Annotated in this window: 15 protein-coding genes; 2 read left to right on the top strand and 13 right to left on the bottom strand. The window is 67.4% G+C overall.

Going from position 1 to position 14,356, the window contains the following annotated elements; genetic code table 11:
* Positions 1-3 precede the first annotated feature (3 nt).
* From gatC to GXY47_15110, 8 genes are all read right to left on the bottom strand, one after another.
* Entirely contained in the window at positions 4-300 is a 297-nt protein-coding gene (gatC, locus tag GXY47_15145) for an Asp-tRNA(Asn)/Glu-tRNA(Gln) amidotransferase subunit GatC (GenBank protein NLV32477.1), read from the bottom strand.
* An 11-nt stretch (positions 301-311) separates the two neighbouring features.
* On the bottom strand, positions 312-1,277 hold the full coding sequence (locus GXY47_15140; protein NLV32476.1) for a bifunctional riboflavin kinase/FAD synthetase: 966 nt from the start codon (positions 1,275-1,277) through the stop codon (positions 312-314).
* A gap of 8 nt (positions 1,278-1,285) precedes the next feature.
* Positions 1,286-1,735: a DUF1844 domain-containing protein gene (locus GXY47_15135; GenBank protein NLV32475.1), complete on the bottom strand. Its 450-nt coding sequence runs from the start codon at positions 1,733-1,735 to the stop codon at positions 1,286-1,288.
* A 117-nt stretch (positions 1,736-1,852) separates the two neighbouring features.
* Positions 1,853-2,314 (bottom strand): bacterioferritin, encoded by a 462-nt coding sequence (bfr, locus tag GXY47_15130; protein ID NLV32474.1) that lies wholly within the window; start codon positions 2,312-2,314, stop codon positions 1,853-1,855.
* A 148-nt stretch (positions 2,315-2,462) separates the two neighbouring features.
* The gene (locus GXY47_15125; GenBank protein NLV32473.1) at positions 2,463-4,532 is read right to left on the bottom strand and encodes a thioredoxin domain-containing protein; all 2,070 of its coding nucleotides are present in this window, start codon (positions 4,530-4,532) and stop codon (positions 2,463-2,465) included.
* 31 nt (positions 4,533-4,563) lie between these two features.
* Entirely contained in the window at positions 4,564-6,048 is a 1,485-nt protein-coding gene (locus GXY47_15120; protein ID NLV32472.1) for a solute-binding protein, read from the bottom strand.
* On the bottom strand, positions 6,045-6,902 hold the full coding sequence (locus GXY47_15115) for a hypothetical protein (protein ID NLV32471.1): 858 nt from the start codon (positions 6,900-6,902) through the stop codon (positions 6,045-6,047). Before GXY47_15115 ends, GXY47_15120 begins: the two co-directional genes overlap by 4 nt.
* A 98-nt stretch (positions 6,903-7,000) precedes the next feature.
* Entirely contained in the window at positions 7,001-7,747 is a 747-nt protein-coding gene (locus GXY47_15110; GenBank protein ID NLV32470.1) for a molybdopterin-dependent oxidoreductase, read from the bottom strand.
* Between the two features lie 59 nt (positions 7,748-7,806).
* Here GXY47_15110 and GXY47_15105 point away from each other — a divergent pair, with 59 nt between their 5' ends.
* Both GXY47_15105 and GXY47_15100 read left to right on the top strand, forming a co-directional pair.
* Entirely contained in the window at positions 7,807-9,264 is a 1,458-nt protein-coding gene (locus GXY47_15105; protein NLV32469.1) for a sodium:alanine symporter family protein, read from the top strand.
* Between the two features lie 56 nt (positions 9,265-9,320).
* Positions 9,321-9,884 (top strand): hypothetical protein, encoded by a 564-nt coding sequence (locus GXY47_15100; GenBank protein ID NLV32468.1) that lies wholly within the window; start codon positions 9,321-9,323, stop codon positions 9,882-9,884.
* Positions 9,885-9,900: 16 nt separating this feature from the next.
* On the opposite strand, the gene queF is transcribed toward GXY47_15100, so the two are convergent.
* From queF to GXY47_15075, 5 genes are all read right to left on the bottom strand, one after another.
* Entirely contained in the window at positions 9,901-10,290 is a 390-nt protein-coding gene (gene queF, locus GXY47_15095) for an NADPH-dependent 7-cyano-7-deazaguanine reductase QueF (GenBank protein NLV32467.1), read from the bottom strand.
* Between the two features lie 52 nt (positions 10,291-10,342).
* On the bottom strand, positions 10,343-11,536 hold the full coding sequence (locus GXY47_15090; GenBank protein ID NLV32466.1) for a tetratricopeptide repeat protein: 1,194 nt from the start codon (positions 11,534-11,536) through the stop codon (positions 10,343-10,345).
* Positions 11,533-12,213 (bottom strand): response regulator transcription factor, encoded by a 681-nt coding sequence (locus GXY47_15085; GenBank protein ID NLV32465.1) that lies wholly within the window; start codon positions 12,211-12,213, stop codon positions 11,533-11,535. The genes GXY47_15090 and GXY47_15085 overlap by 4 nt, the downstream gene beginning before the upstream one ends.
* Positions 12,214-12,220: 7 nt before the next feature.
* Positions 12,221-13,816 (bottom strand): HAMP domain-containing histidine kinase, encoded by a 1,596-nt coding sequence (locus GXY47_15080; protein NLV32464.1) that lies wholly within the window; start codon positions 13,814-13,816, stop codon positions 12,221-12,223.
* 65 nt (positions 13,817-13,881) lie between these two features.
* The gene (locus GXY47_15075) at positions 13,882-14,310 is read right to left on the bottom strand and encodes a biopolymer transporter ExbD (GenBank protein NLV32463.1); all 429 of its coding nucleotides are present in this window, start codon (positions 14,308-14,310) and stop codon (positions 13,882-13,884) included.
* Between the last annotated feature and the right edge of the window lie 46 nt (positions 14,311-14,356).

Below are 14,356 nucleotides of genomic sequence, written 5' to 3'. Positions count from 1 at the left end.
GCCCTATAGAACCTTGGGAACCCGGAAATGTCCGGAAGCGGGGTCGGGGGCTCCCCCCAGAGCCTCTTCGACCGAAAGGGACTCGCGCGGCTCGTCCTCCCGGTACATCCGTGGATCGAAATCGGCCGGCAGCGACACGTGGCTCGTCGGTTCGACCCCCTCGACGTCCACCTGGCGGAGCTGCTCGATGTAATCGAGAATGCCCTGGAACTGGGCGGTAAACCCGTCCAGCTCCTCTTCGCTGAACTCGAGCCGCGCCAACTGGGCCATCTTCAGCACCTCTTCACGCGTAATGGACACTCTCTCCCTCCCTAGGAGCCCCCGCCCCGGGCCGAAGCGCCGAGGTCCAGGCAGCGGAAATAGCGGCGGGCATCCCGGATATCCTTCCCGATCTGGGCCAGCAGTTCCGGGAGCCCGGCGAAACGGCGCTCGTCGCGCAACCGCATGAGGAACTCGAGCGTCACGGGCTCCCCGTAGATGTCCCGATCGAAATCGAGCAGGTGGGTCTCGATGCTCAAGGCCGCCCCCGCCCCGGGATCGACGGTGGGACGGAAACCGATATTGGTCACCCCCCGGTAGCGGCGCCCCCCCAGTTCGACGAGCGATACGTAAACCCCCCGGCGGGGGATCAGTTCGTTGGGGGTCTCCAGGTTGGCCGTGGGGAGCCGGAGCCTCGATCCCAGGCCCCTGCCATGGACGATCCGTCCCTCCAGGGCGTAGGGGCGCGCCAGGAGGCGCCGCGCCAGGCCCACCTGGCCGCTCGTGAGCGCCTGGCGGATGGCCGTGCTGGACACCCGGCTCCCGCGGAACTGCACCTGGTGGATCTTGCCGGTGAGGAACCCCTTCTCCTCCCCCATTTCCTTCAGCAGGTTGAAGCTCCCCTGCCTCCGGTGTCCGAACGCGAAGTTCGGCCCCACGTAGATTTCCCGGAAGGCGAGCCGATCCCACAGTTCCTGGGCGAAATCGCGCGCCTCCCGCTGGGCGAGTTCGAGGCTGAAGGGAATGACCACCGTCAGGGGGATCCCGAGCGATTCGATGACCGCGAGCTTTTGCCGAAGGGTCTGGATCTGCAGCGGCGCGTTGTTGGGGGCCAGGACCTGGAGCGGGTGGGGGTAAAAGGTAAGGACCACCGGGGTGCCGCCGAGCTCTGCCGCGCGGGAAGCCAGGTCCCGGATCAGGCTCTGATGCCCCAGGTGGACGCCGTCGAAATTCCCCACGGTGGCCACCGGGGAGGCGTATTCCGGGGCGAGGTCCTCCAGCCGCGTGATGACTTTCATGGCGCCGGCTAGAGCTGGATCCGGTTGGTCTTGGCCATGAACTTCATCCGGAGCTCGTACAGCACGTTTTCAAGCAGTTTCCGTTCCTCCGCGCTGAGATTCCCCCGGGTCTTCTCCTCGAGCATCGTCAGGATGTCGATCATGTGCCGCGCGGCATCCATATCCTCTTCCTTCTTGTTGGTGTAGGGGTTCGGCACCTCCCCCATGAGCACCATTCCCTGGGCGTAGTAGGAAAGGATATAGGACGGGAAATCGATCACCTGGCCCGCATCGGCCTCCGCTTTCGGGGGGGTGCCCGCGCCGGCCTCCGGTTTCGGAGAGGTGCCCGCACCGGCCGGACCCGCCGGCTGTTCCGGCTGCCTGCTCTCCCCGCCCGCCGGTGCCGCCGGCTCGCCGTCCTCCCTGAACCCCCTCCTGTCCGTCACCCTGAAACCCTGTTCTTCCTGTTCCTTCGTCATCGTATCCCCGTATCGAAGCGCCTGACGGCCGTGATCAACCCCCGGGACCCGGGCCACGGCCGTCCGCGGCGGGCGTTTCCCGTCGCGGGCGGCCGGCATGCCCCCACATACGCCGGGCTACATCTGTACGCTCAGGTACACCTGCAGTCCCATGTCCCTGATCCCGTCTTCCTGCTCTTCCAGCTTGTCCAGGTGCGCCTCCTCGTCCTGGAGCAGCTTCTTGAACAGCTGTTCCGACCCGTGGTCGTTGTTCGAGCAGGCCATTTTCACCAGACGGTTGTAGGTCTCCACGGCGCCGAGTTCCAGCTTCAGGTCGTTGGCCAGCATCTCGGGAACATTCCCGCCCACGTTGAGGCTCGAGGTCTTCATCTCCGGCGTCCCCTCGAGGAACAGGATCCGCTCGATCAGCGCCTCCGCGTGCTTCATCTCGTCGATCGACTGCTTCTTGCTGAGCGCCGAAAGCTTCTCGTAGCCCCAATTTTCATACATCTCCGCGTGAACGAAATACTGGTTGATGGCGGTCAACTCGTCGCTGAGCGCCTCGTTCAAGCCTTTGAGTACTGCCGCATTGCCTTTCATTGGGTGACCTCCTCCTTGTTCGCTGGGCCGCACGGGCCGGCTGAAGGGGCGCGGCAAAGGCACTCCCCCCCCGGCCCTCTCATTCGCTTTCCTTGACTGTCCGCTATGAATTATAGAGGCTTCGGGAGAGGTTGAAAGCCTTTTCTTGTCAAAATCGGGAGGGAGGGCCGAGCCGCTCCCTCAACTCCCCGACGGAGGCGGCCGGCTCGAGACAGGTCGAGCCCTCGCACACCCATGCCGTCGCCTCCCCCGCCCCGGCGGGCCTCAGTTCGAGCAGGGCCGGCCCGCCGCCTGTCCCGCAGGCCACCGCCTTGTTGGGTAGATAGCGCCCGAAGATCTCGCGCAGCATCTCCCGCGCGGCCCCCGTCCCCGGGTCCCCCGCGACCGCGATCTCCCGGACGGGACCGAGGTGGAAATCGAAGGCGCCGAGGAGGTGGCCGAAAGCGGCCGGATGACGCGCTATCGCCCCCGCGTTGAGCTCCAGGATCGCCTCCGCGTACCCTCTCCAGCGCTCTTCCCCCGTCAGCGCCCCGAGGCGCAGCAGCGCAAGGGCGGCGACCGAATTCCCCGAGGGGGTCGCGTTGTCCCAGAACTCCTTCGGCCGGTGGATCAGCGCCTCGTGGTCCTTCGCCGTAAAGAAAAACCCCCCGCCGTCGGCGTCCCAGAACCGGTCGGCCATCTCCCCGGCCAGCCGCTCCGCCTCCCGGATCCAGGAGGGGTCGAAGTCGGCCTCGTAGAGCGAGACGAGCCCGTCCACCAGGCAGGCGTAGTCCTCCAGGCAGCCGTCGAAGCGCGCGCGGCCGTCCTTGTAGCTGCGCCGCACCCCTCCGGGCCCGCACAGGGCGGAGAGGAGGAAGCGCGCGTTCTGCACCGCGACCCGCCCGTAATCCTCTCGGCCGAGGGCGCTCGAAGCCTCCGCGAAGGTCCCGAGCATCAGCCCGTTCCAGGCGGTGAGGACCTTCTCGTCCCGCCCCGGCTTCACCCGCTCCTCCCGCGCGGCCGCGAGCAGCCGCCGTCCGGCGCCGACCGCCTCCTCCAGCCGCGCCTCCGGGACCCCGGCGGCCCGGGCCGCCTCCGCCGCGGGCCGGGGGACATGGAGGATGTTCTTCCCTTCGAAATTGCCCCCCGGCGTGACCCCGTAATAGAGGCCCAAAAGCCGGGCGTCCTCCGCCCCGAGCAGCGACCGGATCTCCTCCTCCGTCCAGGTGAAGAAGGCCCCCTCCTCCCCTTCGCTGTCGGCGTCCTGGGAGGAGCAGAACCCCCCCTCCGGCGCCGTCATTTCCCGGACGACGTAGTCGAGGGTCTCCTCGCAGATTTCGCGGAAGAAGGGATCGCCCGTGAGGAGGTGCGCCTCGAGATAGGCCCGGCCGAGCAGGGCGTTGTCGTACAGCATCTTCTCGAAGTGGGGGACCAGCCAGCGGGCGTCCACCGAGTAGCGGTGGAACCCGCCCCCCAGCTGGTCGTAGATGCCGCCCGAGGCCATGCGCCGGAGGGTGTGCGCGACGATGTCCATGTACCGGCGGTCGCGCTCCCTGACCGCCGCGCGCATGAGGAAGCGGAGGCTCATGGATGGGGGGAACTTGGGGGCCCCGCCGAATCCCCCGTCGACCGGATCATGGCCGGCGGCGATCGCCCCGGCCGCCCGCCCGAGGAGCGCGGCGTCGAGAGCGGGAGCGCCCCCCCCCTCCCCGCCGGCCCCCTGGAGCGAGGCGGCCAGCGCCTCGGTGACGGCGTCCGCGTCCCTCAGGATCTTGTGCCGCTTCTCCTCGTAGGCGCTGGCGACGCCGGCCAGCACCCGGCGGAAACCGGGGAGGCCGTGCCGGTCCTCCTTCGGGAAATAGGTGCCGCAGAAAAAGGGCTTCTGGGCCGGCGTCAGGAATACCGTCATGGGCCAGCCGCCACGCCCCGTCATCAGCTGAACCGCCGTCATGTAGATGGCGTCCAGGTCCGGCCGCTCCTCCCGGTCGACCTTGATGTTGACGAAGCAGGCGTTCATCACCCTGGCGGTCTCCTCGTCCTCGAAGGACTCCCGCTCCATCACGTGGCACCAGTGGCAGGCGGAGTAGCCGATGCTCAGGAGAATGGGCTTGTCCTCTTCCCTGGCCCTCCGGAGGGCCTCCGGCCCCCACGGATACCAGTCCACGGGGTTGTGGGCGTGCTGGAGAAGGTATGGGCTGGTCTCGTGAATCAGGGCGTTGGCGTGTCGGGGCTCGCTCATGAATCCAGAGTATGCCGCCCCGCCGCGCCCGTCAACGCTTTTGCCCGGAGCGGTCCCCGGCCTCCCCCCCTGCCCCGTTTCGCGAGGGGTGGTAGAGCGGTTCGCCGTATTGCCCGACGCCGAAGCGGGCGATCACGCGCTGCCCCTCATCCCCGGTGAGAAACTCGTAGAAGGCTTCGGCCAGCCCCCGGTTGTAGGAGAGGTGGGGGTGTTTCTCCGCGCTCACCAGGCAGATCTCGTAGCGGTTGGGCGGGCCCAGGACGAAGAGCCTGAGGTTTTTCGTCTCCGCCTTGTGCGTGGCCCAGGTCGAGGAATCGAGCATGTGGTATTGCCCGCGCGCGTCGGCATCGTGGAGCGAATCGAGCATGAACCGGCGGCTGGTCGCGTACCAGCCGGTTCCGGCGGGGTCCAGGCCCAGCGATTCCCAGGTCTTCCGTTCCAGGAGGTGCATGCCGCCGCCGTCCCCCCGGGACAGGTAGGGGGCCCCGGCGCGGAAGATCCTCCGGTGCGCCTCCCCGAGATCCCGGACTCCGTCGATCCCAGCCGGGTCGCCGCGCGGCCCGACGATGACGGTGTAGTTGTGCATCAGGTCGGTCCTGCGGGCCGCGTGTCCCTCGGCGGCGAAGCGGGCCGTGGCCTCCCTCTCGTGGCCGATCGTGATATGGGCCAGCCCGTTCCGGCCCAGGTCGAGACCCGGTCCGGTCGGGGTCTTGATGCAGCGGACCGCCCCCCCGTGCCCGGCCGTAAAAGCCCGGGCGAGTTCGTCGACCAGCCCCAGTTCGTAGGGGCTTCCCGTGGCCACCACGATCTGCCCGTACTCCGGCGCCGGCGCTGCCGCTCGCTCGTGGGCCGGGAGCGCCTCCCCCCAGGCGAGGAGCGGGTAGGGCCGGGGCTCGCCGAAGAGGCGTTCGAGGGAGAGGGCGGGGAAACGGAGGATCATCCCCTTGATATAACCATGGAGCACCTCCCATTCGGCGGGGGTGAGCGTGCCGTCGGACTGCTTCTTCTTGTAGGCGAAGAAATCCTCCGGGTAATGCTCCGGCTTCATCCGGACGTCCACCGCCGTCCGGGTCGATTTCCGGATGAAGGTGAAGGCGATCAGGTCCCGGTCCCGCGCCATCCCCTCCGGGGGGCGCGTCGGGGTTTTCCGCCCCTCGCCCGTCATGAGAAGGTCGAGGAGATCGAACCCTCCGGCCAGCGGGGCCCGGGTCAGGACCTGGAGGTCCCTCCGGTCCGGGACCTCTTCCCCGAACAGCAGCCGGATGCCGTACTGCGCCGCCCGGAAGGTGAGGGTCAGCCCGGGGCAGGAGTGGCCGTGGAACCTGTAGGCCTCCCCGAGGGTGATGCTCCGGACCCCCTCGTCCGTCCGGATCCGGATCGGATCGAGATCGGCCACCCGCTCCTGTACGCCGCGGGCCTGGTGGCAGGAGACGCATTCAGCCCCCCACCCTCCCCGGACCGGCAAAAACGCGAGCAGCAGCGCCAGAACCATCCCGGCAGGCATCTGTCCCTTCATCGCTCCCCCTCCAGGCGATAGTCGAGGAAATCCCCTACGAAAACGATGTGCTCGAGCGGCAGGTCCCTGTCCGCCATCAGCGGCACGATGGTCTCGAGGGTGCCCCGCACCACCGACTCCCGACCTTCGTACCCGGCATAGAACACCACGGCGACCGGGGTCGCCGCCGGATACCGGGTCGTGAGCTTGCGCATCATCTCCGGGAATTCCGTTTTGTGGGTGAACAGGACCAGGCTGCAGCGGTGCGCGGCCAGTTCCTCCAGCCTGTCTCCGCTCCGCGCCCGGTCGGTGGTCAGGATGATGGTGTGGGTTTCGGGGGACCAGGTGGGGTCGCGCCGCAGGGCGGCAAGCCCCGCGTTGAAGGAGCTCACGCCCGGCACGACCTCCATGCCGGAGTCCCCGAACTCCCCGAGGAGCCACACCCAGGGGCCGTAGATCAGCGGGTCGCCGCTGTCGACGAAAACGATCTTCTTCCCCTCGCCCAGGGCGCGTTTCACCTCGCGGACGAGACCCCCGCGGGTCTTTTCCCCCGCGGTCGGCGCCGATGCCTTCCCGGCGAGGGCATCGCCGCTGTCGGAGCGGGCGTGATGCCGGGTGACGCCCGAACCTGAAAGGTTCCGAACCTCTTTCCCCTCGAATTCCGCCTCGAAGCGCTCCAGGAGATCGGGGCTCAGGGTATAGACGATATCGGCTTCCCGCACCCGTCCCAGGGCCCTGACGGTGGCCAGGTCGGGATCTCCCGGCCCCATCCCCACCAGCGACAGCCGCCCCTCGCCGCCGAAAACGGGCCCGGGACAGATCCAGGCCGTAAACAGAAAGACCAGGGCCCCTTTCCGGACCGCCCATCGACACATACCCCCTCCTCCCGAAAAGGGGCATTATGTCATTTTTTATCCTTTGATGTAATATCCCGTAACCTTTTTCGGTCTCTCCGGGCTCCCCGGGGCGGGCCCTACTTCCTTCTCAGCCTCGAGGCCGGGACGGGGGCGTCGGCGGGGTAGACGGGGTTGGCCAGGGTCCACCAGCCGGGAACGGGGTCGGCGACGAACTCGATCCGGCGGACATACTTGATGCTCTTGTAGCCTAGATCGGGGGGGGCAACCAGGCGCAGCGGGGCGCCGTGATCGTGCGGCAGCGGTTTGCCGCTGATGGCCAGGGCGAGCAGGCATTCCCGCGCCGGGTCGACGAGGGCCGCTACCGGGAGGCATTCGATGTAGTGGCGCTGCCCCCGGGGGGCGCTCGAGGTCTCGCCGAGGGAGTGAAACACGGCGTACCGGGCCCCGGGGAGCGGGCGCGCGATCCGGACGATTTCGGCGAAGCGGAACCCCTCCCAGACGATGTCCTTCACCGACCACCCTTCGACGCAGTGGAAATCGGAGGTCTGGGAAATCCGGGGGAGGGCGAGCAGTTCCCCGTAGGCCAGGTCCCTGGAGTTCCCCACCATCCCCCCGATGGACAGGCGGAAGGGCTCGCTCCGTTTTTCCTCTTTCCAGAACAGGGAACCGGAGGCGGGATCGAAGAGGAACGTCTCCTTCTCGACCGTCCGGACGGGGAGGCTCCGGACGAAATAGGCCCGCAGGGCGGACGGGAGGGAGGCCAGCAGAGCGGCGACGCCCAGGGCCTTGAGCGCGAGCCGGCGCCCGAAATTCCGGGAGAAGGCAACAACCGGACCGGTCGATTGCGGGATTTGCGTTTTCATCGGCGCCTCGATCCTGCCGGGGGATTCCCGGTCTCTCCATTATACCCGGGCGGCGGAGGATGGTATACTCCTGCCGCCATCGGCGTCGTCGTGCATTCTTTCCCTGCGAGGGCCCTGTGAACGCGTTGGAATCATGGATCGAGGCGGCCAGCGGCATGATCTGGGGCTGGCCCCTGCTCCTGCTGCTGGTCGGGACCGGCGCCTGGCTCACGATCCTGCTCCGGGGACTCCAGTTCCGCCGGCTCGGCCGCTCCCTTCACCTGGCCCTGATCCAGCGGCGGGAAGAGGGCGCCCGGGGGGATATCTCCCACTTCCAGGCACTGATGACGGCCCTGGCGGCCACGGTCGGGACCGGCAACATCGCGGGGGTGGCGACCGCGATCGCGGTGGGGGGGCCGGGGGCCCTCTTCTGGATGTGGATCACGGGGCTCGCGGGAATGGCGACCAAATACGCCGAGGCGCTCCTCGGCGTGCGCTACCGCTTCGCAGACCGGCGCGGCGAGATGAACGGCGGGCCGCAGTGCTACCTGTCCCGGGGGATCGGCGGCCGCCGCGGCCGGTTTCTGGGGGGCGCCTTCGCCTTCTGCGCGGCGGGGGCCGCCTTCGGCATCGGCAACATGGTGCAGTCCAACTCCGTCGCGGACGCCCTGCGCAGCTCCTTCCGCGTCGACCCCTTCTGGACCGGCGTCGTCATCGCGGCGCTGGCGGGGGCCGTGATCCTGGGCGGCATCCGCTCCATCGGGCGGTTCACCGGGTTTTTCGTGCCGCTGATGATCCTGTTCTACATGGCGGGGGCGCTGGTCGTGCTGGCCGTCAACTGGCGCGGGATCCCGGAAATATTCCTGTATGTCGTCGGCGACGCCTTCCGCCCGGCCGCGCCGGTCGGGGGGTTCGCGGGGGCTACGCTGGCGGCCGCGATCCGGATGGGGGTGGCCCGGGGGGTGTTTTCCAACGAATCGGGACTGGGCACGGGCGGCATCGCGGCCGCGGCGGCCCGGACCCGCGAGCCGGTGACCCAGGCCCTGGTGTCGATGACCCAGACCTTCATCGACACCATCGTCGTCTGCTCCCTGACGGGATTCGTCATCATCGCCACGGGAGCCTGGACACGCTCCGATCCCGCCACCGGGCAGGGGTGGACCGGGGCCCCCCTCACCATCGAGGCGTTCAGCACCGGGCTCCCGGGCGCGTGGGGGGGGATGATCGTGGCGGCCGGGCTGGCGCTCTTCGCCTTCTCGACCATCCTGGGATGGGCCTACTACGGGGAGCGCAACATCGAATACCTCCTCGGTCCGAAGGCCGTCTTCCCCTACCGGGTGGCCTTCATCGCGGCCTCTTTCGTGGGCGCATGGGTATTGACGCTCCCGGACATCCGGGGGTTCCAGCTGGTCTGGAATTTCGCCGACCTGATGAACGGGCTGATGGCGCTCCCGAACCTCCTCGGCCTCCTGCTCCTTTCGGGCGTGGTGGCCGCGGAGACGCGCCGGTATTTCGGCGGGGAAGATCCACGAAGGTAAAGGTTTTTTTCTGGACATTCACGGCCCGGCGTCCGATACGTCTCCAGGGAGGTTTCATGAAAAAACTGGTAGTGACGCTCGTACTCGTCCTGTCGGCCGCCCCGCTTCTGACGGCGGGCGAAGCCATATTCTACGGGGGGGCCCAGAAGCCGGGCAAGCTCACCTTCGACGCCGCCGCCGAGGCCCCGGAAGACTTGCTGGAGGGGGACTTCGGAGCCACCATGGGGGCCCGGTTCTCAGCGGGGCGCGTCCTCGGCTTCGAACAGAACATCAGCTTCAGTCCCAGGTTCGCCAAGGAGGGGGTCAAGGCGTTCCAGATGGACACCAACCTGGTCCTGCAAGCCCCGGGGAGGGTCGTCCCCTACGCGACGGCCGGCATCGGGTTCATCCGCACCTGGGGCCCCGATTCCGATCCGGACATGGGCCTCGAAGACCTGGCGGCCGCGGCCTTCGGCTTCGGCACCCGCTTCACGGTCAACTACGGTGGGGGGATCAAGCTGCGGCGCCTCCTGGGGCCCCTGGGCCTGAACATCGACGTGCGCGGCTACCAGGTCCCGGACGCGCAGGACGGCTCCCTCCATTTCATCCAGACCACGGCGGGCGCCGTCATCAGCTGGTAGGCCCCTCTCCCGCCACTCAAGCCTCCGGGCGGGTGTAGCGGGCCTCGATGCGGCTCTGGATCCCGCCCCGGGGGGTGAACTCCCCACGGATTCTCATGGAAACGGGGCGGCACGCCCCGACCAGGTCCCGGAGCATGCGGTTGATGGCGTTTTCGTAGAAGATGCCGAGGTTCCGGTAGGCCGTGACGTATTCCTTGAGCGATTTCAGCTCCAGGCACCACTCGTCGGGAACATAATGTACGGTCACGGTCCCGAAGTCGGGGAGCCCGGTCTTGGGACAGATCGCCGTGTACTCGGGGAGGACGATTTCTATCTCGTAGTCCGGGTACTGGTTCTCCCAGCACTCGATCCCCGGCAGGGGCGCGTCGATCCCCGATTTGGCGTGGTCTTCCGTATAGAGTCTCATGAACACAACCTAACATAAAGCGGCGGTGGATTCGAGCCCCCGCCCGGGCGTTTCAGCCCCGCAGGTCCCGGGCCCGGCGGATCCATTCCCGGTTCCGTTTCCGGACGCCGCGCGGGCCCGAGCACGCCTGGTCGGCGATAAAGTCCAGGTGGAACGTCATCCGCCCCGCGTCCCCCGCCTCCCGCGCCGCCCGCGCCAGCCAGTAATGCGCCTCGAGATCGTCGTTGCTCCCGAGAAGACGGGCCTCGAGGCACTCGATCGCCCCGTCCACCCTCCCCAGGTGGAGGCGCGCCTTGCCCGCTTCCCGCCACGCGGCGCCCTGCCCGTAGCCCGGGTCGAGCCTCAGGACCTCTTCGTACCGGCCGAGGGCCCCTTCCCAGTCCCGCTCTCCCTCCAGGACCCGGCCGAGCAGGTAGTGGGGGCGTGCGTCCTCCGGGGCCAGCGCGACGGCCCGGCCGAAATAACCGCGGGCCCGGACGGGGTCACGCCGCCGGAGGTGGGCGAGCCCCAGCTCGAGGCAGGCGTCCGCGTTTTCGGGATCGGCCGTCAGGGACTCGAGGTTCCGCCTGAAGCGCCCTCGGCCTCCCCGGGCGGCCAGGCGGGTGCGGAGTGCCCCGAGCGCCCTGTCGGCCCACGGCGCGAGCAGGGCGAGGATGAGGGCCGGGGGGTAGGATGAGATCAGGACATACGCGGGCAGGGTCAGGGCCGAAAGGAGGAGGGCCCCGGCCGCCGCGCCGGTCGACAGGCGTCCGAGGTTCAGGATCGCCCAGAAGGTGTAGGCGAGGAGGAGGAGCGAACGGACCAGGATGCCGAAGGAGATTTCCACGTACCCGGCGATCAGAAAATGGGGGACCAGCCACTGGACGGGGGCGGTGACGAGGCAGAGGGCGCCCCAGAGCGGAAGGAGCGCGGAGGCGTGCGCGCGCCATTCCCGCCGGGAGAAGGAGAGGCCGGTCCCGTCCAGCGAAAGCGCGTTCCCGAGGGCGATGACGGCGGGAAGGTAGACCGCGAGGAGGAAGGCCGGGGCCTGGACCAGGTTGAGGTCGAGCAGCAGGCCGATTCCCCCGGAGGGGCGCCCGATCAGCTCCGGCAGGTCGGCGTAGACCGCGCGGCGCACGAGTCCGTACGCCGCAAGCCCGGCGCAGAAAAAGGCCCCCCCCGCCCCGACCGCCCCCCGCTCCCCCAGGGCGCGGAGGGCCCGTCCGCCGAACGCGAGGGAGCCCAGGATATCCGGCAGGAAGGTCATGGGCTCAGCTTGTATCCGACGCCGTAGATGGTCAGGATGTGCCGCGGGTTCCGGTAATCCTCCTCGATCTTCTTCCGCAGCTTCACGATGAAATTGTCCACGGTGCGGTTGGTCGGGAAATTGTCGGTCCCCCACACCCGGTCCAGGATCTCGTCCCGCGACACGGGCTGGTTCGCCCGGGAATAGAGCAGCTTGAACAGCTCCACCTCGTAGTGGGAGAGAGAATGCTCCTTCCTTCCGCGCCGCACGAGAAAGTGCTTCACGTCCACCCTGCTCGGGCCGACCTGCACGACCTCCTCCTCCCGGGCGTACCGCCCCCGGCGCCGCAGCAGGGCCATGACCCGGGCCAGGAGTTCCCCGACGGCGAACGGCTTGGTCAGGTAGTCGTCGGCCCCCGACTTGAAACCGCGGATCTTGTCGTACTCCTGCGCCTTGGCCGTCAGCATCAGGATGGGGGTGCCGAGGCCCCGGGCCCGTATCCGTTCGCAGACCTCGAGCCCCCCGATACCGGGCAGCATCAGGTCGAGAATGACGCAGTCCGGCTCCTTCCGGGCGATCGCCTCGAGCCCCCCCTCTCCCGTTTCCGCCCAGACGACTTCGTACCCTTCGAACTCGAGGATGTCCTTGAGCCCGCGGACCATCTCCTTTTCGTCTTCGATTACGAGGATTCTGTGCATGACGGCGCTAGGACTCACCCGGCATCCGGACGCCCGTCCGCGCCGGGGCGGCATCGTCGGGCACCGGCCGGATGGGGATCCTGAGTGTAAAGACGCTCCCTTCGCCCGGTTCGCTCTCGACCGAAATGCTCCCCCCGTGCATCCGGGCCACATGCCGGGTGATGGCCAGGCCGATCCCGCTGCCGCGCACCCCGCGAACGGAGGGTCCGCTGCCGCGATAGAACTGGTCGAAAATTTTGTCCTGCTCAGAATGGGGGATCCCCGGGCCTTTGTCAATCACGGCAAGGCTGACATCCCCGCCGGTCCGCTCGACCCTCACCTCCAGTTCCTTCCGGTCCCCCGAATACTTGATGGAATTATCCAGGAGATTCAGCAGCGCCATGGTCACGGCGCCGGGGTCCGCACGGGTGTCGGGGATCCCGGGCTCCACATGGAGCTCCATCCTGAAACCGGCCTTTTCGGCCTCGTAACGGTAGGCATCGATCGCGTTGGCGACAAGGTTTCCGATGTCGACCCTCTCGAAATGCTTCTGCTCGACGCCGCGGGAGAGGCCGGCGAAATCGAGGAGGTTGTTGATGAGACGCGACATGCGTTCGCTTTCATTGTGAATGACGCGGGTGTACTCGAGCCGCTTGGACTCCCCATGCACCCGTCCCGACACCAGCATTTCGCTGAACATGCGAATCAGGGAAAGCGGGGTCTTCAGCTCGTGGCTGACGTTGCTGATGAAGTCCTCCTTCAGCTGGCGCAACTGCCGGTCGTGCCTCCACCCGATGGAGATGATGGCCAGGCTGAAGAAAATCAGCAGCATGCTCAGGAGGATGAAAAAGAGGCTCGTACGCCGCTGCTTCCTCACCCCCAGTTCCAGCTCGGTGTAGTTGCGCGGCACGATCTGGAGGATCCATTTGTAGAGCGTCGTCGGGAAACGCCTCTCGAAGAAATATTTGGAGTCGCGGGAGATGGGGTGGCCGTAGATGCCGTTGTTCTCGAAATCGACGATGCTGACGTAGAAGCGATCCTCGAGGTCCCTGAGCCGCCGGTCGAGCAGGCCCAGGATCGCGTCGAAGTTCATCTGGTAGCAGACCAGGATCGGCTTCCCCTCGCGCGTTTCCTTCAGGAAGTAGGAGGCGAAGAAGTAGTTGTTGGGGCGCTCCATATGAAGGTGGTGGGGCTGGTCGGGAACCAGGCGCCCGAGGTCCAGATCCCGCACGTTGAAACTGGCCCGGAAGGCCCCCCACTGGTTCCGGATATCGTGGGAGTAGGGGGGGAAGAGCGGGTAGTTGCTGTCCGGGCTGAGGATATACACCTGGTCCACGTTGAGGTCCGCCGCCTTGACCGCCTCCACCATCTCGGGCCAGCGCGCGGGCTCGTCGACGTCGATCATGTCGTCGAGGATGAGGTCGTTGTCCACTATCCTCTGCTCGATGCGGTCCACGTACTGCTGCGCCAGCTTGATGTTGCTCTGCACCAGGGTGGTCTCGGCCAGGTTTTCGCGCCCGACGGTGTAATGGTAGCTGACGAACGAAAGCGCCGCCGTCGAAACGACGATCAGTCCGATCGCGAGGAAGATCACGGGAGAGTTGTGCGCAAACGGGATTCTCATGGCCGCTGTCCATTCTACCCTGCGGCGGGGCGGCGTGACGGGAAAATCCTCTCCGGACTCCCCTCCTACGGGGCGGCCGAAGGCGGGGAGCCCGACTTTTCCAGCAGGGCGACATCGCCGACCCCCGCCCTCTTGGCGATGTCGAGCAGGATGAAAACGTCGCCGTAGGGGAGGGAGGAATCCCCGCGAATGAACATGTTCTTGGCGGCGCGCCGGGCGAATACCTCCGTCAGGGTCGATTCCAGCTCCGACAGGGTCACGGGCTGCTGGTTCAGCCGGACCGTGTGATCGCTGTCTATTTCGACGATGATGGAATCGGGCTTTACGTTTTTGGGCTGCTCCGCCGGAGCCGGCTGGGGAACCCGCACCGGGTGCTCATGCTGCTTGAGGGGAACGGCGACCATGAAAATGATCAGCAGGACCAGGAGGATATCGATATAGGGGGTGATGTTGATATCGGATTGATACCCTTTTTTCCCCGTGTTCATCGCCATGACATACGCTCCTCGCCGCCCCTCGAGCCGGGCCTCTGCGGCACCG

Source organism: Acidobacteriota bacterium (genome assembly GCA_012729555.1).
Classification (GTDB): domain Bacteria; phylum Acidobacteriota; class UBA6911; order UBA6911; family UBA6911; genus UBA6911.
The sequence above is the reverse complement of the archived record's forward strand: the minus strand, read 5'-3'. Positions and strand labels throughout refer to the sequence as shown.

Bases quoted from the DNA above. Each gene is read 5' to 3' on its own strand.
- GXY47_15140 (NLV32476.1), bottom strand. From the start codon at position 1,277: ATGAAAGTCATCACGCGGCTGGAGGACCTCGCCCCGGAATACGCCTCC.
- GXY47_15135 (NLV32475.1), bottom strand. From the start codon at position 1,735: ATGACGAAGGAACAGGAAGAACAGGGTTTCAGGGTGACGGACAGGAGG.
- bfr (NLV32474.1), bottom strand. From the start codon at position 2,314: ATGAAAGGCAATGCGGCAGTACTCAAAGGCTTGAACGAGGCGCTCAGC.
- GXY47_15125 (NLV32473.1), bottom strand. From the start codon at position 4,532: ATGAGCGAGCCCCGACACGCCAACGCCCTGATTCACGAGACCAGCCCA.
- GXY47_15120 (NLV32472.1), bottom strand. From the start codon at position 6,048: ATGAAGGGACAGATGCCTGCCGGGATGGTTCTGGCGCTGCTGCTCGCG.
- GXY47_15115 (NLV32471.1), bottom strand. From the start codon at position 6,902: ATGTGTCGATGGGCGGTCCGGAAAGGGGCCCTGGTCTTTCTGTTTACG.
- GXY47_15110 (NLV32470.1), bottom strand. From the start codon at position 7,747: ATGAAAACGCAAATCCCGCAATCGACCGGTCCGGTTGTTGCCTTCTCC.
- GXY47_15105 (NLV32469.1), top strand. From the start codon at position 7,807: ATGGTATACTCCTGCCGCCATCGGCGTCGTCGTGCATTCTTTCCCTGC.
- GXY47_15100 (NLV32468.1), top strand. From the start codon at position 9,321: ATGAAAAAACTGGTAGTGACGCTCGTACTCGTCCTGTCGGCCGCCCCG.
- queF (NLV32467.1), bottom strand. From the start codon at position 10,290: ATGAGACTCTATACGGAAGACCACGCCAAATCGGGGATCGACGCGCCC.
- GXY47_15090 (NLV32466.1), bottom strand. From the start codon at position 11,536: ATGACCTTCCTGCCGGATATCCTGGGCTCCCTCGCGTTCGGCGGACGG.
- GXY47_15085 (NLV32465.1), bottom strand. From the start codon at position 12,213: ATGCACAGAATCCTCGTAATCGAAGACGAAAAGGAGATGGTCCGCGGG.
- GXY47_15080 (NLV32464.1), bottom strand. From the start codon at position 13,816: ATGAGAATCCCGTTTGCGCACAACTCTCCCGTGATCTTCCTCGCGATC.
- GXY47_15075 (NLV32463.1), bottom strand. From the start codon at position 14,310: ATGGCGATGAACACGGGGAAAAAAGGGTATCAATCCGATATCAACATC.